Genomic DNA, 22526 nt, shown 5'->3' with positions numbered 1-22526 from the left:
TGAGGCACCGTCGGATCAACCTCAGATCAGGGTGCGTTCGATCCGGCTGAGCATGGCGTCCTGCCCGGCTGCCCCGGCGGCTCCCGCCGCGGGCGCACCATGCCGCTCCTCGGTGCCGCCCACCCGTTGGGAGAGCAGATAGGCGATGATCTCCGCTTCCTGCTCCTGGACGTCGTCGTAGGTCGCGCGCAGGAGCATGTCACGCACGAGGTCGGGGTCGAGGTTGGGGAAGAGGAGGCGGGCGCTCGCCTCGTCCAGCCAACCCGCCCCGCGATGGCAGCAGATGATGTGGCCCAGCTCGTGCAAGATGATGTGCTCCTGATGCGCGCTGGTCGTGTTGGCGTCATAGAAGATGAGGTCCTCGTCGCGGGCGGCGACCCACATGCCGCAGGGGTGCGTCGCCGGCATCGGCATCGGGACCAGCGTGATCGGGCGGCCACGGACCTCGCCGAGATGGCGGCAGAGATCGGCCACATCGGCCACCTCCGGGAGGTCGAGGTCGGCGATCCGCCGCGCACCGGCCTTCCGGAGCTTCTTGAGCTGACTGCGGCGGTCGTGATCGGCCGACCGTCCCCTGCCTGCGCCCCTCACCCAGCCGCACCCCTCAGAGCCTGTGTCATATCCCCGGCCGGGCGTGCGACGCCTGGCACGCACGCTCGCGGCGTTGCCGAAACGCCCATGTGGCTCCGCCACGAGGGCGCTCCGGCGCCTTGCGATCGCACGCACCAGACGCCGCACGCTGATCCGGCCGGGGATATGACACAGGCTCTCATTCCGAGTCCGAGGTGTCGGCGACCGGCGGAAGGCCCTGGAGCTGCCGGTACTGATCCATGATGGTCGTGATGGCCTCGAGGTTCTCCTTCTTCATCCCCGCCGCGCGCATCGCCACGGCGCGGACCCCGGCCTGGCGCAGCGCCTCGATGGCGGCGATCTCGCTGAGCACCGACTCGGCGACCTGGTCGTCGAAGAAGTAGGCCACCGACACGCCGAAGAAGCGTGCGAGGGCGGCCAGCAGGTCCGGTGACGGATTGGAGCGCTTGCCCGTCCGCAGCTGCGACAGATACACACCCCCGACCTTCAGTTCGGGGTTGGCCCGCTTGAGCTCCTCCGCCACCTCGGCGTTGGTCCAGTGCTTGCCCTTGGGACGAACCGTCTTGAAGAGGTTGTCCAGACGCACTGCCAGCATGGGCCGGTCGTCAGTCTCGGACATGCGAATCTCCCTCCCTCACCTCCTCGGCTTTGCCCCCGGCTAATCGTCAGTTTCGCAGATTAGCGGTCAGTTGACAATCGGACGCAACTCCGCCACCGTGGACCTCGCCGATAGCTGCCAGCTAACTCCGCTCACGGGGGTGGCCGAGTTGGTTGCCAGCTCTATCGGCCTGGTCCGGCCCGGTCTTCCGGGTCCGGACCCGGGCCGGACCGAGTGGGGCCACCCACTCGGCTCGGAAGAAGGAAAAACGGGGGACACGGGGGAAACGGGGGAAGTCCCGCTCGGCCTGACGGGGGCAGACCGGGCGGGATCCACCCTCGGCGCGAACGCGCCTACGGTCCCTCAGCGCGCCGTGCCGGCCCTCAGCGCGCCTTGCCGAGCCGCCGGTAGGCGGAGGCCACCTTGGTGAGCCAGACGACCTCGGCGGTGAAGTTGTCCGTGTCGCGGTCCCCGAAGTCGCCGGTGTCCGCGTTGTCCTCGGGAATCGTGCCGGTGCGCTTGGCGTGCAGAGCCTGCTTGATCTGCGCCGCCTCGGCGAACGCCTGTCGGGACTCCTCGCTCCCCCTGGGGCCCGCCCCGCCGTCGCCGTTCGTGGTGCGGTCGATGTAGGGGCGCAACTCCCGCCATCCGTCCCGGATTTCGATGACCCTCCGGTGCAGCCGGTAGTTGAGGTCGGAGACCGCGGCCCCGGGCGGCTCCAGGACGATGTCCGGCGAGGACTCGTACAGATCCCGCCACAGCGGATACAGCGCCCGGTAGGACCGGTAGCCGCGCGCCCACTCCAGCAGCCTGGTGGCCGACGGCCCCCAGGAGGAGATCGTCAGGGCGAGCGAGAGGGTGACGATGCCCAGCGCGCTGAAGACGGAGGCGGCCAGGGTCCAGGCGCCGATGTCGAGCCCGCACGCGGCCGTGAGGACGTTGACCACCCGGGCCAGGCAGTACAGGAAGAGGATCACCGCGGCGACGGAGAGCAGCCGCAGGGCCTGCCGCAGCGAGGTCTTGCTCGCCATACGGGCGTAGGGCCCGCACTGGCGCAGGATGGTGACGCACGGAACCGCCTGGGAGACCATGAAGACCAGGAGGTAGGTGAGGACCAGCGGCTGGCCGCTGCCGGTGTTGAAGTCCTCGGCCGGCCGGCCGGGGCCGTCGGCGATCAGGAAGAGCGCCGTAAGGAGCGCGTTGAGGGTGATTCCCGTGATCAGCCAGTACCGGGCCTTGCGCCCCGACTCCTCGGCGTCGGCCGCCCAGCGCAGCAGGATGATCTGGGCGCTGACGCAGAAGGCGACCGCCGACAGGTGCATCACCAGGATCGCGAGGTTGCCGACGCCCAGGAAGCGCTCGCTCCCCATGGCGACGGCACCCATCGTGAAGGTGAGGCACTGCAACAGCAGGGTGACTAACAGCGTGCGGTAGGCGCTGTCCCGCCAGCCGCGTCTGACCTGGAACAGCCGGTAGACGAGGGCGGCGTACGACGACAGCGCCGCGATGACGAAGCAGAGAGTCTTGATGGTGTTCACGGCCCTTTCCCCCACAGGTGCCGCGGACGCGGCGAACGGTTCAGTCGGTGTTCTCGCCCAAGGGAACCACGAGTCCGATGCCTTCGGCCGCGACGGCGACGGCGTAGTCGAAGAACGCGGTCTCGTCCCGGACGCTGTCATGGGTGCGGCTGAAGACCTGGAACACCAGGAGCCCGATCAGGCTGCTCCACAGCACGATGCCGCGCTCGATGATGTCCGAGAACGGGGCCTCGGGCACCCCGCCGAACAGCTGCACCGCCTCCGGCAGCAGCAGCGGCGGCCCCGGCACCTCCCGCCGGGGCGCGGTGAGTTCACCGGCTTCCAGCGCGGAGCGCACGATGCCGGCCAGCACCGCGGGGGTGCGCGAGGCGGGCGGGACGGTCTCCTGCGGGGCGTGGTAGTCCGGCACCGGCGAGCCGTAGACCAGCGTGAACTCGCCGGGGTTGGCGAAGGACCACCGGCGCAGCGCCCGCGTGACCGCGAGCAGCCGCGCGCCTGCCGACGCGCCCGCGTCCCGGGCGGCCCGGTCGGCCTCCTCCATCGCGGCGCCGGAGTCGTTGTAGGCGTCGATGAGCAGCGCGGTCAGCAGATCGTCCCGGTGCGGGAAGACGGCCTCCACCTCGCTGACGGAGAGGCCGCTCTCATGCGCGACGGCGGCCGGGGACAGCCCTCCGGCGCCCAGTTTCACCAGCAGCCGGCGCGCGGTGGTCGTGATGACCGCCGACGCCCCGGAGTTGTCGTCGGCGGAACGTGTTAAGGAAACATCCATGGGCCAAACCGTACCGGTGCCACGGCACTTCGCGCCTCGCCGACCCTGACCTGAACCCTGACCCCGGAGGGGTCTTCGCGGCTATGGTGAGCGGGATGTGAGCGGTTGCACGGGCTCGGCGGGGGACGCGCGCCGACGCCGCGAGGGAGGGGCTGCTGTGGACGGCGGCACGGTGGGGCTGCGGATCGCTTCGGCAGTGGTCGTGCCGGTGATCAAACGACTGCTGCTGCCGCCCGCGAGCGCGCCCGGCGCGGAGTACGGCGAACGGCCCGTACCGATCCGCCGGCTCCTCTCGTTCGCCAAGGAGCACCGCACCCTCACCGAGGACGATCTGCACAAGCTCGCCCGCGAGCTGGTCCGCCGCGCCGTGCGGGCCGCCGGGCCGCACGATCCGCCGATCGGCCCCGATGAGCACGACTCCGTGGGGCAGGCGCTGACCCGCACCCTGCACGCGCTCGGCGATCTCGACATGGACGACGTGCACGCCTTCGCGCTCGGCCCGGAGCGGCTGGCCGCCGAGCTGTCCCGGCGCGCGGGCCCCGACACCCGCAGGCTCCTCAGCGACGACGCGGCCCGCTTCCACGACCGGCTCCTGGAGACGGCCTGCGTCCACCTCATGCGCTTCTTCAGCCGGCGGCCCGGGTTCGCGGCCCGAGCCCAGATCGAGCAGAGCCGCGAGATCCGGGAGCAGAGCGAGAAATTGGACGCCATCCTGCGGCGGCTGCCCGACATCAGCCGCCAGGACGAACAGTTCGAGGAGGAGTACGCGGCTTACGTCGTCGAGTGCCACGGCAGGCTCACCATCTACGGCGTGGACCTGCGCGAACCGGACGGCCAGGACTGGCCGCTGGAGACCGCGTATCTGAGCCTCCAGGCCAGGCCCTACCGCGATGGCACCGACCGGGTGCCGGTGGTGAACGGCGAGCCCGGCGCCGACCGGGACACCGAGACCGAGCGGGCCCCGGGCCCGGCCGAGGCGGTCTTCGCCACCCAGGAGCGGGTCCTGCTGCGCGGGGTCGCCGGCACCGGCAAGACCACCCTCGTCCAGTGGCTGGCGCTCTCCACGGCGCAGCAGGAGCGGGTGCCGGGCGGGCTGTCCCAGCTGTTCGGGCGGGTCCCGTTCGTGCTGCCGCTGCGCACCCTGGCGCGCAAGGACTCCGAGCTGCCGATGCCCGACGACTTCCTGCGCTGGATCGGCTGCCCGCTGGTGGGCACCGAGCCCGACGGCTGGGCCGCGCGGGTGCTGCGGCACGGGCGCGGAGTACTCCTGATCGACGGGGCCGACGAGATCCCGAAGGACGACCGGACCCGCGTACGGGCCTGGCTGAAGAAGCTGCTCGCCGTCTTCCCCGGCAATCTGTGGCTGCTCACCTCCCGCCCCGCCGCCCTCGAACGGGGCTGGCTGGCCCGCGAGGGCTTCCAGGAGTTCGCGCTCGCCGCGATGCGGCCCGCCGACATGAAGCAGTTCATCCGCCGCTGGCACACGGCCGCCGGGGCCTCGCAGGAGCTCGGCGACTCGCTCACACAGTCCCTGCGCAGCAGCCCCGAGCTGAGCCGCCTGGCGACCAACCCGCTGATGTGCGGCCTGATCTGCGCCCTGCACCGGGAGCGGCGCGGCTTCCTGCCCCAGGGCCGCGCCTCCCTGTACGAGGCGGCGCTGTCCATGCTCCTGGAGCGGCGCGACCTGGAGCGCGAGGTCTACGGGCGCAGCCGTAAGCCCGTTCTGGACCAGAAGTCGGCCACCGAGCCGCTCCAGAGGCTCGCGTACTGGCTGATCCGCAACGAGCGGACCCAGCTGGACCGCCCGGACGCGGTGAACGTGGTGCGGCGGCTTCAGCCGTCCGTGCCCCGCCTCGCGGAAGTGGGAACGGCGGAGGAGACCCTTCAGCACCTGCTGGAGCGCTCCGGTCTGCTGCGCGAGCCCGCCCCGGGCGCGGTCAACTTCATTCACCGCACCTTCCAGGACTTCCTGGGCGCCAGGGCCGTGCTGGAGGAGCGCGATATGGGCATGCTGGTGAACAACGCACACCTGGACCAGTGGGAGGACGTGGTGCAGATGGCCGTCGCACAGGCTCGACACCAAGAGCGTGCCGACCTGCTGACCCGTTTGCGGGAGCGGGGCGACCGGGAGCAGGACGCGACGATCCAGGCGCGGTTACGGCTCCTCGCGCTCGCCTCCCTCGAACAGGCCACCCGCCTGGAGCCCACGGTCCGCGAGGCCATCGAGGACCGGGCGGCGCGGCTGCTTCCGCCGCGCAGTCTGCGGGAGGCCAGGTCACTCGCGCAGACCGGCCCGCTGCTGCTGGGCCTGCTGCCCGACGCCAAGGACCTGGAGGGCGACGAGGAGCTGGCCACGGTCCACGCGATCTGCCAGATCGGCGGGGACGCCGCCATCCCCAGGCTCCGGGAGTTCCTGGGCACCGGCCAGCCCGCGGTGCGCGCTCAACTCCTCGCCCACTGGGACCGGTTCGACACCGAGGTGTACGCCGAGGAGATCGTACGGCCGCTGCTCGACACCGCGCCCGAGGAGATCGTCACGGTGCGCTCCCACGCCGAGCTGGAGGCCCTGCGCACCATGTCCGGCTATCAACGCGTCGGCCTGCACGGCGACTTCGCCCCCGAGGCGATCCGCGCCGCGCTCGACCCGCGGCAGCTGCGCGAGCTGCGCCTGCGCAACACCCTCCAGCTGGAGGACCTCGACCTGCTCTCCGCCTACCCCGGTCTTGAGACCCTCGCCCTCCAGGGCTGCCGGAACGTGAAGGACCCCGCGCCGCTGACCCGGCTGCCCCGGCTGCGGCGGCTGGAGCTGCGGGACCTGCCGCAGTTCGAGCCGCTGCTGAAGCTGGCGGACTGCCCCCGCCTCGAAGGGCTCCTCATCGGGCCCGAGGTGCCCTGGCGCGGCCTGTCCGACCTGCCCCGCCCCGCCGAGCTGCGGCTGCTCTCACTGCCGTCGTCGGCGGCACAGCTCGCGGGGATCGTCGAGTGCCGGGAGCTGGCGGAGCTGCGACTCCAGGACGCCAGCGAGCGGCTGGCGCCGGACGAATGGGGCTCCCTCATCGCCGAGTTGCCCCAGCTGCGCAAGCTGACGCTCTCCCCGCAGCAGCTGAGCATGCTGCTGTTCGCGCCCCGCACCGAGATACCCCAGGTCACCCACCTGGATGTGTGGGCCAGGGCCGGTGTCGCGGTTCCGCTGCGGCGGATCGCCCGGCGGCTTCCGGGGCTTGAGGAGATCCATCTGTCGCAGGTGGCGGAGCTCGATCTCGCCTCCCTCGCCGGGCTGCGGCGGCTGCGCCGGGTGCGGCTGGTCTACCCGGGCGAGATCCGCGGCGCGGACTCGCTCCCCGAGAGCGTCGACCTCGACATCTATCCGCATCCCTGACCGGCACTCTCTCCGACGGTGCCGCGTTCACCTGGTGGGATGTTTACCCAAGGGGTAAATTCAGGATTGTAGGCGTAGTTGGTACGGATGTCAGCGGCTGATGTCTCGGGGGAGCGGTGCCGCCCGTCTCCGAGGTCACGGCTGCCGGGCAGCAGAGCACGACTGAGGCGGGTCGCAACGGGATGGGCGTATCGGAAGGGTCACCGCTCTATGGACGGGACCCGTTGCTGCGCTCGCTCGTTCCCCGGCTGACCGGCCTGGCCTACGACGAGCGGTCCCGGACCGGCCGGGAGCACCAGGGCGATCTGCCCGTGGTGCTGCTGACGGGGTATCACGGCATGGGGCGCACCGCCGTCCTGGAGGAGCTGGCGGCGCGCTATCGGGACCGGCTGCCGCTGGCCCACGTCCGGGCCGTGGCCACCGAGTCCGCCACCTTCCCGCATGCCCCGGCCGACGGCGGCGCCCCCACCGCGGCCACCCTGGTGGAGATCCTCGCGGAGCTGGTGTGTGGGCTCGCCCCCGCGTTGCGCCGTCGCTTCCCCGTCCTGGCGCCCGGCCTGTTCGCCGTCTCCGGCTGGTACCACGGCAACGGCGAGCAGCGGGACGCCGCGTGTCTGCGGTTCGCCCGGCTGCTGCTCGCCTGCCGCCTCGCCGGCGGGGACGAGAACGCGCTGAGACACGCCTGGGCCACCGCCGTCGAAGGCCGTCTGGAGACCATCGACGCGGAGGCCGACGCGGAGTGGGGCCGGGACGCGGTCACCGCCGCCGTGGTGGCCGAGTACACCGAGCGGCACCAGCCGGCCGCGGCACAGGAGTGGTACCGGGGGCGCTTCCCGCGGGGCGCGGACGGACAGGATCCGCTGGTGCTGCTGGGGGAGTGGTTCCAGCGCGGCGGCGACTACCGGCACGCGGCCGAGCAGAGCCTGATGGCCGCCTTCCTCCACGATGTCGCCTCCTCCTACGGCAGGCTCCAGCGGTGGAACCGCGAACCCTGGCCGCTCATCCTGCTCGACGACGCCCACTGCCCGCCCGGCCAGGACTTCCTCGATCTGCTCCTCGAACACCGGGCGCTGCCCGAGCGCCCCGACCACGAGGAGCTCGTCGTGGTGGCCACCCGCCTCGGCGGCTTACCCGAGGACGCCTCCGACGCCGTCCGCCGCGACCTGCCCGACCTGGTGAAGTCCTCCGGCTGGCAGCGCAGGGGCCTGGCCCCGTCCGCCGGCCTGCTCGCCGTCCCGCTCACCCCGCTGAGCCGGGACGACATCCTGCCCCTCCTGGTGCCCGGCCGGCCCGCCCGGCCGCTCCACCCCTATCTGGCCTCCGCCGTGCACTCCCTGACCGGCGGGCACCCCGCGGTGACCACCGTGCTGTGCGCGGCGGTCCTGGACGCCACCAAGCGGGGCCGCGGCGTGGACCCGCGGGACCTCCTCGAACTGAACGCGAAGGACGGCCGCCCGGTCACCGAGGCGCTCCTGGAGCGGCTGCTCCCGGACCGGCGCCAGCGCGACCGGCTGACCCTGCTCTCGCTCGCCCGCGACAGCACCGCGGCCGAGGCGCTGGCCGAGCATCTGCGGCTCCAGGGCCCGGACCAACTGCCGGCCAACTCCGCCACCGACTACCTCGAAGAGCAGCAGTGGCAGCAACTGACCCCGCCCGACCAGCCGTTGGTCACCGACGCGCTGCTGCGCACCCTGCTGGTGCACGAGGCGCGCCGCACCTCCTCACGGGCCGAGGACGGCCGCAGCTGGCAGGACATCCACCGCTTCCTGCGGATGCACCACGCCCAGCGCGGTGAGAGCGGCGAGGCCGACGCCCTGCGGCACACCCTCGCGGCCGGGAACGCCGAGACGGTGGTGGCCATGCTGACGGAGGAGTTCCAGTCGGAGAAGGACGCCAATGCCGCCGCCCACTGGCTGCTGTGCCTCCAGTACGCGGCGACCGCGCCCACCCCACCGGCCGAGGAGTGGACCGACGAACGGATGCAGATCGCCCTCGGCGCGCACGACGGCCGGTACGCCGAGCTGCACGAGATCGAGCGCTGCGTCAACCGGCTGCTGCACGCCCTGTGGCATGTCTCCGAGCCGCACGCCGAGCCGGATCCCGATATGTGCAAGGCGGTCGGCGAGGAGCTGGCCTATCTCTCACCGCGCCATCCGTCCTGGCACGCCGTCCTGGGCCAGGCGGCCCGCAACTGGCCCGCGGCGGCACGGAAGAAGCGCCCCTTCCCTATCTCCGGTCAGTGAGGAAGCATGCTGCTCCGTCTGTTCCGCCGTCATCCTCGTGAGTGGGGGCCGCTCGAATGGCTGGCCGTCGTCGGAATCGGCGCCCTGGTCGCCGCCGCGATCACCATCGCCGTCACCATGGCACAGGGCCCCGGCAGGTGCGGTGACGACCTGCGGGACATCGACGGGGACTGCGTGGGCGTCACCGAGGAAGCCTTCGAGGCGGACCCGGGCATCGAAAGCCTCATCGGGGCGGTGGCGGACGAGAACGCCCGGGTGAAGCGGGACTGGGAGGACCCGCCGAGCGGACCCAGGATCCCGTACGTACGGATCGCGCTGATGATGCCCTTCACCGCGGACGACCACAGCGCCATGACGGCGGACATGATCCGCCGCGGCATCGCGGGCGCCCTGGCCGCGCAGCGGCAGGCCAATCGCTTCGGCGGACCGCACTACCAGCTGCTGCTCGCCCCGGACGGCCGCAACCTCGACCAATGGGAGCCCGTCGTCGACCGTCTGGCCGAGCTGACCAAGGACACCCGGGCGCCGCTGGTCGGCGTGACCGGCATCCCCAGCAGCACACCGGAGACCCGTAAGGCGATCGCCGCGCTCAGCAGGCACAGCATCCCCACCGTCGGCCCGGTCATCACCGCGGCCAACATGAACTCCCCGTACTTCTTCAAGACCTCGCCCAACAACGACCAGTTCGCCCGCGCCCTCAAGCTCTACCTGGACCGGAAACCGGCCCGGCACAGAGGCTTCCTGGTCTGGGACCACCGCAGCGAGGACGTCTACTCCCAGAACCTGCGCAGCGTCTTCGAACGGCACTTCGGCGACGCGTACGACCTGACCAATCACAACTCGAACTTCACCGGCACCTCCGGAACCGACAAGGGCATCCCCCAGCGGTTCACCGACGCCGTCCAGAAGATCTGCAACGAGAAGTCCGACACCGTCTTCTTCGCGGGCCGCGACCAGGACCTCCCCGCCTTCATGGAGCGCATGGCGCAGGAGGGCAGCTGCGGGCGCACCACGACGCTGCGCATCCTGAAGGTCGGCATCGGCCTGGAACCCACGCTCACCGGGGACGCGCCCCGCCGATGGCTGGACGAGGCACGCGCCACGATCGTCGACGCCTCCGCCGTCGACCCCGCCTGGTGGGCGGGGAAGGCCAAGCCCAAGAAGGCGCTCGGCCGCTTCCTCGACAGCTTCGAGGAGATCGGGGCCCAGCACAAGCTGGGCAAGAAGGCGCTCGACGACGGCTACGCCGTGATGTACCACGATGCCTTCACGCTGCTCGCGGGCGCCGTGGACCGCACCTTCGCCGAGATCAACGAGGGCGGCAAGAAGGCGCCGGAGGCGTTGAGCATCCCGACGAAGGACGATGTGTACAACACCCTCATCATCCCCAGCATCGCCGGTGACGGGTGCAGCTCCTGCCTGGTCGGCGCCGGAGGGACGTACGGGTTCGAGGGTCCGGGCAGGAACGACCAATGGGCCGTGTGCAAGCCCGTGCCCGTGGTCGAGTTCCCGTCGAGCGCCGGCTCCGGCGATCCGGGCGCGCCCGGCCTCTACCGCACCTACCGGAACGGCTCCAGGAACGCCTGCCCCTCCTGACGCCGACCGCCGACCGCGCGCGGCGGTTCAGCCGGTCTTGCGCGCCACCCCGCCGTAGTAGCCGACCTCCCCGGGCCGGGTCGGCGGCGGGGCGTCCGGGCGCCAGAACGGGACCTCGGCCAGACCGGGCTCGACCAGGGTGAACCCGTCGAAGAACCGCTCGATCCGGTCGCGGGACCGCAGGCTCAAGGTGGCGGTGGCGGTGTCGTAGACGGCCGAGGCGGCGCTGCGGTCGGCGAAGTCGTCGGTGGCGTGGGAGAGCACCAGGAAGCTCCCGGCGGGCAGCGCGTCGCGCAGGGTGGCGACGACCCGCTCGGGCTGCTCCGCCTCGGTGAGGAAGTGCACGATGGCCACGAGGAGCACCGCGACCGGCTGGTCGAAGTCGATGACCTGACGGACCTCGGGGTGGTCCAGGACGGCCCGCGGGTCGCGCAGATCGGCGAGCGCGATGCTGGTCGCGGCCGAACCGCGCAGCAGCACATTGGCGTACGTGTTGACGATCGGATCGTTGTCGACGTACGCGACGCGCACGTCCGGCGCCAACTCGCGGGCGATCTCATGCACATTGGGGGAGCTGGGCAGCCCGGTGCCGATGTCGAGGATCTGCCGGATCCCGCTGTCGACCACATGGCGCACGGCGCGGCGCAGGAAGTCGCGGTTGGCCCGTACGCCGCTCCACACCTCGGGTGCCGCGGCGGCGAGCCGGTCACCGGCCTCGCGGTCCACCTCGTAGTTGTTCTTGCCCCCCAGCAGGTAGTCGTAGATCCGGGCAGGATGCGGCCTGCTGGTATCGATCTCCTCGGCGCGGAAGCCGTTCTCCGTCAACGCAAGTCTCCTCTCGACGACCGTCACGGCCCCCGCCCGCGTTCGACTGGTGAACAGCTTCCCACACCAACGTCGGTGCCGGGCACCGGAGTTCACCGCGCCCGGGGTCGGTCAGCCCTCGGCCGCCGCTGCCGCCGCCGCGGCGGCGCGCGCCTGGCCCTTGCGGCGCGACCGCTTGCCGTAAAGGGCCGTCCATGTGCCGAGGGAGCCCAGCACGGCGTAGATCAGCACCGGGCTCAGGACCACCATGGTGTCGGTTCTGAGGGTGTACGACAGGACGACCCGGACCGCGGACTCGATGCAGTAGACCACGCCCCAGACGGTCGTCATCGTCATCATGGCCTTGCGGAAGCCATCGACGTGCCACAGCCCGTTCCACCAGGCGGTGCTCGCCTCGGTGCCGTCGGTGGCGAACTTGCGCCCCAGGTAGAACATCAGGGGGCGCGGCGCCAGCAGCGTCGCCAGGCAGAGCACCCCGAACAGCCCGGTGACGCACGAGTCCTTGATCAGCAGCGCCCGGGCCGAGTGCGCGCCGACGGTCGACACCACGGCCGTGATCACGATGAACACCAGCGTGACGATGGCGAGTTCATCGAGGCGGCGGCGCCAGGCGAGATGGACGGCGCCGTCGACCACCGGCCAGGCACTGCTGATCAGCAGCGCGGCGAATTCGCTGAAGCCGTGGTCGCGCAGTGCGTTGTACGTGACGATCGGTGCGACGACATTGAGGCTGAGCGTGACGGCCCAGCCGAGAATGGCGGCCTTCTTGGACCGGGCGGGCGCTTTGGGCCGCTCGCCGGTCTGTGGCGGCTCCGTATCCGGTGCGCTCGAGGCGCCTTGCGTGGTCGAGTCCTGAGTGAGCACGGTTCCCCTGTACGTGTGCCTGGTGGTGCTGTGCGTGGTGGTGCGGGAAAAGAGAAACGTAAAGCAGGCATGTCGTAAGAGGACAGTGCTGGGACGCTCAATGTCACCAAAATCTCGGCGGAAGGTCGTTTCAAGTCCGATGTAGCGGTCAAATAGTCGCTCGGATCGGCATTCCGACGCCCTCTCCGGTGATGTGAGAAGTCACGGTGCATTGCGCTGAGTGGCCCTGAGAAAAGCCCTTTGTGAACACCGTCCGGTTATCGTGCGGTACCGGCTCTCGTACGGCTAGCTGAAGATGGCGATGGCCTCGATGGTCAGCTCACCGGTCCCCGGGTTCCAGTCCCGTACCTTGCCCAGGCAGCGCGCCGGGAACGTGCCCTCGTGGCTGTCGTCGTTGCGCAGCCCGTCGGTGGTGCAGACCACGCGCACCTGGGGCCCCTCGGCCGGGTCCTCGGGGTCGCCGTACGGGGCGAGGAAGACGGTGCGCGAGGGGGTCTGGCCGGCCTTGCGGAACCGGCCCCTGATGGAGACGAAGTCCTCGATGTCGCGCAGCCGGACGCTCTCCGCGGCCCCCGGGCCCGGGCGGTCGATCGTGTCCAGGGCCCGTTCCAGGGCGTGGTTCCGGGTGATGGTGCCGGTCCTGAGGTCGCCGTGGACGATGGCGTCGGTCCGTTCGAGGGTGTCCACGATGAGGCCGATCGCCGTGATGGGCTTGGCGCTCTCGATGTACATGCTGATTTCCTCGCGGCTGACGTTCCGGCCGCCGCTGACGCCCACGCCGAAGAGCCGGGCCCGCAGCGAGCCGTCCGCGGTGCGGGTGATCCGGTGCTGGACCTCCCGCTCCAGCGCCTTCTCGTAACGGCCCATCTCGTAGAGGTTCATGATGGCCCGGTCGTGGAGGTAGAGGCAGATGCCCTCGGTGGGCTTCTCCGCGCTCGATCTGAGCCGTTTGCGGTACCGGTGCACCCGGACCGCCAGCCAGGCCACGACGGCGATCAGGCTCACGGCGGTCACCAGCCACACGAGCATCCAGGGCCACCAGACGCTCCACCACATTCCGCTGTCAACAGCCACGGATCTCCTTGAAGGCGTCGGGGAGGGAACGGGCGCCCGCGTCCACCATGCGCCCGCCGGTCGTACGCGCCGCCCGGGTCAGCTCCGCGGTGTCCGCCTCGCCGAACCGCAGCGGGAAGGTGGGGACGCCGCGGACGGTCTCCGCCCGTGCCGCGTACCGGCGCTCGAACTCCTGGCGGGTGATGCCGGAGGTGTTCTCCCCGTCCGTCATGAGGACGATGGAGATGGGCTGTCCGGGGTGGTCGCGGGCGATGCCGGACGCCTTGCCGTAGGCGTGGTCCAGCGCGGACCAGATGGCGGTGGAGTTGTCGAAGTCGTCCGCCGCGACGAAGGACTTCACGGAGTCCAGGTCGCGCCGCCCGCCGACGGTGACATCGCGCTCGGCGAGCACACGGCCCCCGAAGCGCATCACGGTGACCCGCTCACCCTGGTAGAACCGCACGAACTTCCCCGTGGCGGAGGTGTCGGCGCCGCTGAGCCCGGCGAACGCCGCGCGCAGCGAGGCCACCCGCGGACCCCGCATCGAGGTGGAGAAGTCGAGGAGGAAGATCACATGGTGGGCGGTGGGCAGCCGGGGATCGCCGTAGTCCTCGACCAGTTGGTCCACCACCGCCCGCTGGTCCGGGAAGTACAGCGCGTTGCCGATGTCCGCCCGCAGCCTCGGGTCCCTGCGGACGTCCGCGCCGAGCGGCCGGCGCAGCGTGCGCTCCATGATCTTCTTCTGCGCCGAGGCGCTCTTGAGCCAGTTCACCACCTTGTCGTACGCCGCGCGCTTGGCCGGGTCGAGGAGGAGCAGCGGATAGTCGGACAGCACCATGCCGTCCTTCGGATAGACGATCTCCAGCTTCTCGTGGAGCTTGCCGCCGGCGTTGAGCGAGAGCAGCTCCGATTCGTAGGTGATCAGGGCGTCCAGCCGGTCCTGGTGGGCGATGTACTGCTCGCGCAGATCGGCGCTGCTGTCCGCGGTGAGCTTCTGGCCGGTGCGGAAGCCGCGCAGCCGGTCGCAGGAGATGTCCTCGGCGCGCAGCGCGCTGCCGGTCCCGGCCGCGGCGGTGGCGACGCCGACGAGCGCGGAGAGGCCGCTGTTGGTGCGTTTGGGGTCGGCCATGCCGAAGCGCACCGAGCCCGCGGCGGCGGCGTCGGCGATGTCCGCCCAGGACACCTGTCCGCCCTTCGCCCTCGCCCGCAGGGCCCGCGCCGTCTCCGGCTTCACGCCGACGACCACGGGGGAGAGCATGGTCGTGGTGGAGAGGGGCTTCGCGGTGCTCTTGGACTCCTTGAGCCTGAGCTGGAAGTACCGGTCGGAGGAGAGCCAGGCCAGGTCGTGGTGGTACGCACCGGGCGTCAGCCCGTCCCCGGCGTCCACCGTGGCCTTGTACTCCATGTCCAGCTCCACCCCCGTGTCCCGGCGCAGGTCGTCCAGCAGCGGCTCCATGTCCCGCAGCTCCGAACTCGCCAGTACGTGCAGGGTGGTGGAGTCCTCGTCACCGGAGCCACAGGCGGTGGCCGGGCCGAGCAGCGCCAGACAGAGCGCGAGGACCACCCGGCGGCGAGGGGTCCGGGGACGACGGGTCCGGGGGTGCGGGGCTCGGGGGTGCGGGGTCCGGGCGTGCGGACGCCGCCTCATGAGGATGTCTCCGGGGTCTGATTCGGTGGCGGGCAGTCGCCGACGGACGTGATCATCCGTTCCAGCAGCGGCAGGCTCGGCAGTGTCGCCTTGGTGTCGTCGGCCGCCGAGGCGGGCGCCGGGATGCCCTGGTCCTCCAGGAACCGGTACAGCTCGGTGCTGGTCGCCTTGCCGCTGGAGTCCAGGACGCGGAAGCCCAACTCCATCGCCCGGCGCTGGAGTTGCCCATCACTGGCGAGCAGTTCCCCGAGCCGGTCCCCCTTGGGGGTGAGCGCGATGTACTCGGGCTCGGTCAGGAACTGGGTCGAGGGGTAGAGCAGCACCCGCTGCGAGTCGGGCTTTCCGGTCTGCTGCCGCTGCCGTATCTGATAGGCGAAGTACTGGTGCTCGTACACCACCACGATCGGGGCGAGGCCCTTCCCCTCGGGTACTTCGTACGTCTTGAACATCTGCTCCGAGGGAAGCCCCTGGGACACCAGAGTGGGCTTGATCATCCGGGCCACACGGTCCGCCGCCGCGTTGTCCGTCGGGACGGAGTTCCCGTTCTCGACGAAGGCGACCAGCCCCAGATACGTCCCGGCGTGGTTGGCCTCGCAGATGTTCGAGGTCTGGGCCAGGATCCGGTTGCCGTTCGTGGTGCGGTGCTTCTCGATGCCGATGTCGCTCCATTTCTTCCCGCCCGCGCTCAGCCCGATGAACCTCTTCATATTGAGGGTGTAGTAGAGCGGGCTGTTCTCGTCCGCGCCGATGCCCTGCCGTGGCCTGGCGAGACCGTTGTCCCGCAGCGTTTCGGCGTATTCGCGGTAGGTGGCGAGGACAATGGGGCTGACGAAGGCCGAGTGCCCCTTGGCGTACGCGTTCTTGCTCTTGCGGTCATTCTTGATCATGTCGGCCGCCGGCTGGCCGGAGGGAAAGGCGAAGTCATAGCCGTCGAAGCCGGTGGTGGCGATGTCCCGGGACCCCATACGGGTGATGTGCACCCTGATGCCGTGTTTCATCAGGATGCGCTGGACCTTCTCGTCCTCGAAGAACTCCGACTTGGAGGCGATCTTGCCCTCGAGGGTGGTGACCCCGTCGAAGGGGAGCAGGAGATGCCCTCCCGCGGTGAGCGCCAGCAGCCCGGCCACGGGGAAGGCGAGTGCGGTCACCAGCGAACGGAGGGTACGGCCCCGCAGGGGGAGGCGTCGCGAGGGGCCACGGATGCTTAAGCGTGGCTCCTCCGCGTTGGATCTTTCGGCGGTCACCGGCTCCTCCTGCCTGGGAAAGGGGAAAGATCCTTTCCATTGGCCTTGGCGGATGCGTGAATTCCGTGGGAATGAGGGCCGAATTCACCGTGGCCGCTCCACGGAGGCTGCGGGAGATGGCGGGTGGTGACGGGCGCTCGGTTAACGCCTCGGAACGGCACTTCTCGGCCAGCTTTGGTCCGTACCTGTAAGTGATCTCTTCCGGGGACGAACCTGTGGGGTCAACGTCCTTGATCCCCCGTCACGGAAGGATCTGCCTCATGTCGTACCGACGGATCAGACGGACCGCGGCGCGCGGAACCGGAGCGCGCGGCGCCCGTGCCCTCGCGACCGGATGCGCCCTGGCCGCCCTCGGGCTGGCGGCGGGCCCCGCTCCCGGCGCCCTGGCCGCCCCTGCGGAGCGCACGCCAACCGCCGTTGCCGCTGCGGCTCCTGACGCCACGGCCCACACCGTCACCCTGGTCACCGGCGAGCGCGTGACGCTCGGCGCGGACGGGAGCGTCGTCGTGGCGCCACGGCCGGGAGCGGAGGCGGACTACGTCACCCGCCGCTTGGACAACGATGTCTTCGTCATTCCGCTGACCGCGCTGCCGTATCTGGGCCGCACCCTGGACCCCGCGCTGTTCAACGTCTCCGCCCTCGCCGAGGCCGGGGTGACCACCACCCCGGTACGGGTCGCGGCCAAAGCAGGCGCCACGGCGCCGCGTTCGGGTCCCGCCTTCGGCGCGGCGCTGGCGAAGCAGGTCGGCGCCGAGGCGGCGGAGGGCTCGGTCGGTGACCGCCCGCTGTTCGGCGGCGTCACCTCCGTCGTACCGGCGGTCGCCACGGCCGGTGGACGGGCCGCTGCACGTCCGGCCGCGCGGGCGGACCGGGCGCGGCGGGACCACACGCGGGCCGACCACCCCGTGAAGGTCACCGTGCTCGGTACGGACGGCAAGCCCCTCCCGGGGACCACGCCGTTCGCCCTGGCCAACGTCGATGACGCCACCCGCTACCGGGAGCCGTCCCTCCAGGCCGTCGACGGCGAGGCGAGGGCCGAGGTGCCCGCGGGCCGCTACAGCGCCATGGTCTCCGCCCCGACCTTCGACCGCGCGGGCGAGTCGACCGGCATCCACATGGCCACCGCCGAGTTCACCGTCTCCGACGGCGCTGCCGGGACCGATGTCGTGCTCGACCTGCGCAAGGCCACCGAGCGGGTCACCTTCTCGACCCCGCGCCCGGCCGAGGAGCACCAGCTGATCCTCCACTACCTGCGCGACGACACCAAGGGTGAGGTGGCGGTCAACGGCGGCGTCGGCGTCTCCAGCGGCGCGCCCGTCTACGTACAGCCCTCCAGCCGCCCCGTCACCACCGGCGATCTGCGCTTCAACGTCTACACCCACCGCAAGGCGCCCGCGGACGCGGCCACGCCCTACTCCTACGACCTCAAGCTGGCCAACCCCGCCGGTGTGATCGCGAAGAACCAGCACTACCAGGTCACCGGACGCCAACTGGCCACCGTGCGGACCAACTACCACAGCGATACGCCGGGCCGCGCCCAGGAGGTCGCACGCCTGATGTATCTGCCGTACGAGTCGAGCGGCGAGGCGCTGTCCGAGCCGTTCAAGACGCCGGCGCGGCGGATCGAGTACGTGGGCGGCTCGGCGGGCGCCTCCTACCACGACTGGCTCAAGGCCGGGGAGCGGCGCTTCGTGTCCGAGAAGCAGACTCTGCGGCCCGGCCGGACCACCACGGTCGACTGGCTGCGCGGCCCGCTCGCCCCGGGCTTCACCGAGCCCGCGCGGGGCGCCGCAGAGGACGAGGCGTGGTACTGCGCGGCGTGCCGCAAGGGCGACGCCCTCACCTTCTCCCCGACCACGGTCATGGACTCCGCCGACCACCACGCCCTCGCGTTCCCGTCCGACATCACCTCCTCGCACTTCGCGGTGGTCTCCGGCGACACGACCCTGTACGAGGGCGACGGCGTCTCCGGCGGCGTCCTGACCGTGCCGCCGCGGAAGGCCCCGTACACGGTGGTGTACGACCAGACCAGGACGAACGGCGAGTTCCACCAGTCGCTGACCACGCACACCGAGTGGACCTTCTCCTCGGGCCACTCGGGCGCCCAGACCGTGCCGGACAACTGGACCTGTGTCTCGGAGGCGGGCGAGTACGACGGGCCCGCCGAGTGCTCGGCGCTGCCGGTCGTCGTCCCGCACTACCGGCTCGCCGCGGCGCTGGACGGCACCAGCCCGGCCGGAGACGACCACCTCGTCGTCGGCTTCGGGCACGCACCGGGCGTGGCGGCCGCGCCCGCGGTCACCAGGGCGAGGGTCGAGGTGTCCTTCGACGGGGGCGAGCGGTGGACGGCGGCGGCCGTCACGGCGCTCGGCAAGGGCCGGTTCCGCGCGGACTGGACCACACCGGCCGCGGCGGCGGGGCGGGAAGCCTCGCTGCGTGTCACGGGGACGGACGCGGAGGGCAACGGCGTGACGCAGACGGTGAAGAGCGCGTTCACGGTGGCCGCGACCCGCGGCTAAGCGCTCCGCTGGAAGTGCCCTGACCTGCCGTCGATCGTCCGCGGCGCCGTCGTGGCTGGTCGCGCAGTTCCCCGCGCCCCTGCGGGGCGCCACCGAACCGCAGCCGCATTCCGCCGATCCGCTTAGCCCGCCGCAGGCGTCACGATTCGCCGGGCGCCGCGTGGCCCGAGTCGTCCGTGGCCCACCGGGCGGTCACCGTGGGAACCGGCCGGCCGGTCAGCCGGAATCGTCCTTCGCCCACCGCCCGGTGACCGTGCCGATGGCCGCCACCGCGCGCCGGATCCGTGGGTCGCTCGCGCGCACCGAGCGCGCGAACTCGATGTGCAGGAACGGCACATGCTCGGTGGCGGCCCTGCGGCCCTGGACGTTGTCGCGCCCCTCCAGGGGGCAGCTGCGGACCCAGGCGCGGCAGACGGAGAAGTGCCGTGCGGTCAGGGCGGCCGCGAGGCGGCGGGCGTCCGGGCGGCCTGCCCGGCCCTTGCCGGTGGAGGCGACGACGTCCCGGCCCGGCGCGGAGTCGTCGGCGAAGCCGTGGATCTGGACGCCCGGCAGACCGCGCCGGGCGAGCTCGTCGCAGACCGCGTCGAAGACCGAGTCCGTGCGGTGGGCGGCGTCGGCGGCATCGTCGTCCCCGGCCCTGCGGTGGGCGCCCGCGAGCACCAGGACGCCGCCGGGGGAGCCCAGGAGCACGCGCGCGCCGAGCCGTTCGGTGTCCGCGTCGGAGACCGGGTGCGGCACCTGGACCGACCAGCGGGCGGGCGCGGAGAGGTCCACATAGACCCGGGCCCAGCCGCGCGGGCCGGGGCCGTCCGCGGTGCGGTCGGACAGCTCGGCGTAGCGGCGGCCGGTGCCGGTGTCGGTGAGCGTACGGAGCCGGAAGCCGACGTCGGCGAGGAGCGGGCGGGCGCGGTCCGGGTGTCCGTCGAGGATCAGGCCCACCGCGTGGGCGACGTCCCGGCGTTCGGCGCGGCGCGGCTCCCGGTAGTCGCCGTCGGGGGCGAGCCCGGCCGTGAAGTCGGTGATTCTGCGCTCCAGCGGGACCTCGGGGGCTCGCACGCCGTCCGACGCGCGGCTGTTGTCGTCTCCGCCCCACCGGGCGATCGTATTCGTGCTCAATGCCGCCACGAGCAGGCCGAACGCGACCGTGACGGCCGCCACGGTGATCGCCTTCGCTCGTACCTTCGCCATGACCGCCTCATCGTAACCGCCCGCTGTACAAGGGCATATCGGGATGAATCGGGCGAAGAGTGACGTCCGGATGAACGACCGGCAAAGAATGCAGACCGTCGTTTGCCCAGCCTTGGTCAGGACCAAACAGGTTTTCTCATTTTTTCTTTAAGATGTGCAACCCTTTGATCCGTCTGGCTGTCTGACGGTCCGGATCGCACTCGAGTGCGCTCTGTGTGGTGTGAGTTGCATGAGAGGAGCCCATCCGTGGCCGCTTCGCGTTCGAAGCGGCGGCACAAGGTCCGCCGAAGGGCCGACATGTCGCTTGTGGGAGGTATTCGTCCCCCTATAGCCGTACTGTCGGTTCTGCTTCTCTCCCTCGCGGGGATCACCGCCCTCACCCTGGGCAAACCGGACAACGCCCTGGTCCCCAAGGCGGTCCTGACCTCGCAGCAGTACGTCGCCGAGGACGGCGCCATCGCCCTGCGGGCGTCGCTCGACGAGTCGGTCACCGACCTCACCGGCACCGCGACCCTCTTCAACGAGGGCAAGCCGGTCTCCGCCGACACCGTCCTGGACAAGGTCGGCGAGGTCTACCAGAAGTGGCGTGGCACCGCCGTCATCGAGATCAAGTCGGGCAAGATGCTCGCCGCCCGCGGCGAGAACGTGCCGCTGACCGCGATCGATCTCAGCAAGCTCTCCCGCGGTGACGGGCTGGCCCCGCGCATGGTCCGCCTGGAGAACGGCCAGACCCGGCTGATCATCCCCGCCCTGCTGTCCTGGAAGGGCCGGCCGCAGCAACTGCTCGTCGCCTCGAGCACCCTCAGCTTCCCCGGCGTCGACCTCGGCCCGGGCCGCGCCATCGGCGTCGTCGACTCCACCGGCCGGCTGCTCTCCAGCCACGGCGCCCTGGACGGCGAGGGGGCCAGGAAGCAGCTCGCCTCCTTCGCCGAGACCGCCGCGCGCAAGGGCCGGCAGCACCCCGTCAAGGCCAAGGAGCCCGGCTCGGGCGGCTACACCGGCGTCAGCGGCCACCTCACCGGGGGCGCCGCCGAGGACGTCCGCACCGTCGGCGGCTACGCCACGCTCACCCCGCCCCAGCCCGGTGAGCCCACCACCGCCAGCAGCCTTGGGCTGACCGTCGTCACCGAGGTCGACGTCTCCGCCAAGGTCTCCCAGATCACCCGCCCCGCCTTCGGCGTGGCCGCCGCCGGCGCCCTGCTGCTCATCGGCGGGCTCGCGGTGATGGTGCTGCTCGGCACCGTGCAGCGCCCGCTGATCCGGCTGTTCCTGGAGAGCCGCCGCCTCACCCGCGGCGACCTCGCCCGCCCGGTGAGCGTGCCCAGGGCCGGCGAGGCCGCCCGGGTGGGCGCAGCCCTCGAGCGGCTGCGCCGACAGCTCCAGGGCGAGCCCGCCGACGCCCCGGGCCCGGCGGTGCGCAAGGGCCTGGGCGCCCGCGCCCTGCTCGCCGTCTGCGCCGTCCTGCTGCTCGTCTGGTCGGTCCCGCTGATGCTGGTGCTCAACCGCGCCGACTCCTCCGTCAAGGTCCCGGTCCAGCTCGTCCACGACCAGAAGTCCCGCACCATCACCCTCAGCGACCGGGTACGCCGCGCGCTCAACGAGGGCCACGCCGACCTCTCCGCGGTCGCCGCCCTGATCGGGGACCGCACCACGCCCGAGGACATGAAGAAGGTCCTGGAGCGCACCATGCAGGACCACGACCGCTACCAGTCGATGTACGTCCTCGGCGCCGACGGCGAGATCCTCGCGCGGGCCGGTGACGGCCCCCACCACGAGGACGGAAAGGGCCCCTCGAAGCAGGCCATCGAGGTGACCGGCGAGGGCGGCAAGAAGCCCGTGGTCACCGCGACCGCCCAGGCGCCCGGCCGGGGCGGCGCCGCCGTCGTCGGCGAGTTCCGCATCGAGTTCGTCAACGCGCTGCTGGGCCGCCAGGGCATGGGCGAGGTCCGCGTCGTGGACGCCAAGGGCCGGGTCATCGGCGGCGACTCCGGCTATATCGCCTTCGAGAAGGCGCCCTCGCACATGAGCTCGCTGCTCGCCACCAAGCAGGCCAACGCCACCGTCCAGCGCGGCGGCGCGGTACGGGTCGCGGCCGTCGCGCCGTTCAGCGGCGGCGGCGCGGCCAAGTCGCTCCAGTGGAGCCTGGCCAGCTGGCAGCCCGCCTCGGGCCTGGCGATTCCCGAGTACAGCCTCCAGAACCGGACCGTGCTGGCCGGGCTGCTGGGGCTGACCGCCGCGGCCGCCTGTCTGGGCTGGCTGCACATCGTCGTCGTACGGCCCCTGCGCGCCCTGGCCGGACAGGCCGAGGCGCTCGCCGCGGGCGACCGCAAGACCGTGCTGTTCCCACGCCACCACGACGAGGTCGGCGCCGTGGTCCGCAGCCTGGAGCTGATCCGGCAGCAGCTCCAGGGACAGCCCCGCAAACGGGACGGCGGCAGCCGGACCCCCGCCGGCGTCGGAAGGAACTGAGG

15 protein-coding genes are annotated in these 22526 nt (G+C 71.5%); 5 read left to right on the top strand and 10 right to left on the bottom strand.

Going from position 1 to position 22526, the window contains the following annotated elements; translation table 11 throughout:
* Positions 1-21: 21 nt before the first annotated feature.
* The 4 genes from KHP12_RS11845 to KHP12_RS11830 all read right to left on the bottom strand — a co-directional run bounded on the left by KHP12_RS11845 (position 22) and on the right by KHP12_RS11830 (position 3496).
* Positions 22-591, bottom strand: a complete 570-nt coding sequence (locus KHP12_RS11845) for a toxin (RefSeq protein WP_086880666.1) — start codon at positions 589-591, stop codon at positions 22-24.
* A 178-nt stretch (positions 592-769) separates the two neighbouring features.
* Complete coding sequence (locus tag KHP12_RS11840) at positions 770-1210, bottom strand: helix-turn-helix domain-containing protein (RefSeq protein ID WP_086880667.1); 441 nt, start codon at positions 1208-1210, stop codon at positions 770-772.
* A gap of 362 nt (positions 1211-1572) precedes the next feature.
* On the bottom strand, positions 1573-2727 hold the full coding sequence (locus tag KHP12_RS11835; protein ID WP_086880668.1) for an MAB_1171c family putative transporter: 1155 nt from the start codon (positions 2725-2727) through the stop codon (positions 1573-1575).
* 40 nt (positions 2728-2767) lie between these two features.
* The gene (locus KHP12_RS11830; protein ID WP_086880669.1) at positions 2768-3496 is read right to left on the bottom strand and encodes a TetR-like C-terminal domain-containing protein; all 729 of its coding nucleotides are present in this window, start codon (positions 3494-3496) and stop codon (positions 2768-2770) included.
* A 157-nt stretch (positions 3497-3653) separates the two neighbouring features.
* On the opposite strand from KHP12_RS11830, the gene KHP12_RS11825 reads away from it, so the two are divergent.
* The 3 genes from KHP12_RS11825 to KHP12_RS11815 all read left to right on the top strand — a co-directional run bounded on the left by KHP12_RS11825 (position 3654) and on the right by KHP12_RS11815 (position 10714).
* Positions 3654-6875: an NACHT domain-containing protein gene (locus KHP12_RS11825; RefSeq protein ID WP_086880670.1), complete on the top strand. Its 3222-nt coding sequence runs from the start codon at positions 3654-3656 to the stop codon at positions 6873-6875.
* Positions 6876-7099: 224 nt separating this feature from the next.
* On the top strand, positions 7100-9118 hold the full coding sequence (locus KHP12_RS11820) for an ATP-binding protein (RefSeq protein ID WP_244202633.1): 2019 nt from the start codon (positions 7100-7102) through the stop codon (positions 9116-9118).
* Positions 9119-9124: 6 nt separating this feature from the next.
* Entirely contained in the window at positions 9125-10714 is a 1590-nt protein-coding gene (locus tag KHP12_RS11815; RefSeq protein WP_086880672.1) for an ABC transporter substrate-binding protein, read from the top strand.
* Between the two features lie 27 nt (positions 10715-10741).
* Here the strand turns inward: KHP12_RS11815 and KHP12_RS11810 are convergent, their stop codons facing one another.
* The 5 genes from KHP12_RS11810 to KHP12_RS11790 form a co-directional block, all read right to left on the bottom strand.
* Positions 10742-11539: an SAM-dependent methyltransferase gene (locus KHP12_RS11810; protein ID WP_086880673.1), complete on the bottom strand. Its 798-nt coding sequence runs from the start codon at positions 11537-11539 to the stop codon at positions 10742-10744.
* Between the two features lie 111 nt (positions 11540-11650).
* A complete protein-coding gene (locus tag KHP12_RS11805) occupies positions 11651-12403 on the bottom strand; it encodes a VC0807 family protein (RefSeq protein ID WP_308016751.1) in 753 nt (250 codons plus the stop codon).
* Between the two features lie 285 nt (positions 12404-12688).
* Complete coding sequence (locus KHP12_RS11800) at positions 12689-13477, bottom strand: hypothetical protein (protein ID WP_244202634.1); 789 nt, start codon at positions 13475-13477, stop codon at positions 12689-12691.
* On the bottom strand, positions 13467-15020 hold the full coding sequence (locus tag KHP12_RS11795) for a vWA domain-containing protein (RefSeq protein ID WP_086880674.1): 1554 nt from the start codon (positions 15018-15020) through the stop codon (positions 13467-13469). Before KHP12_RS11795 ends, KHP12_RS11800 begins: the two co-directional genes overlap by 11 nt.
* Before the next feature lie 80 nt (positions 15021-15100).
* Positions 15101-16252 carry a hypothetical protein gene (locus KHP12_RS11790; protein WP_210610263.1) on the bottom strand — a complete coding sequence of 384 codons (1152 nt, stop codon included), beginning with the start codon at positions 16250-16252 and terminating at the stop codon, positions 15101-15103.
* Between the two features lie 356 nt (positions 16253-16608).
* Here KHP12_RS11790 and KHP12_RS11785 point away from each other — a divergent pair, with 356 nt between their 5' ends.
* Complete coding sequence (locus tag KHP12_RS11785) at positions 16609-18867, top strand: hypothetical protein (protein WP_211832925.1); 2259 nt, start codon at positions 16609-16611, stop codon at positions 18865-18867.
* A gap of 216 nt (positions 18868-19083) precedes the next feature.
* Here the strand turns inward: KHP12_RS11785 and KHP12_RS11780 are convergent, their stop codons facing one another.
* Positions 19084-20055, bottom strand: coding sequence for a hypothetical protein (locus tag KHP12_RS11780; protein ID WP_211832923.1), 972 nt, complete (start codon positions 20053-20055; stop codon positions 19084-19086).
* Between the two features lie 297 nt (positions 20056-20352).
* Between KHP12_RS11780 and KHP12_RS11775 the strand changes: the two genes are divergently transcribed.
* Positions 20353-22524 (top strand): HAMP domain-containing protein, encoded by a 2172-nt coding sequence (locus KHP12_RS11775; protein WP_167442352.1) that lies wholly within the window; start codon positions 20353-20355, stop codon positions 22522-22524.
* Positions 22525-22526 lie beyond the last annotated feature (2 nt).

This window comes from Streptomyces asiaticus (assembly GCF_018138715.1).
In the GTDB taxonomy this organism is placed as follows: Bacteria; Actinomycetota; Actinomycetes; order Streptomycetales; family Streptomycetaceae; genus Streptomyces; species Streptomyces asiaticus.
The sequence above is the reverse complement of the archived record's forward strand: the minus strand, read 5'-3'. Positions and strand labels throughout refer to the sequence as shown.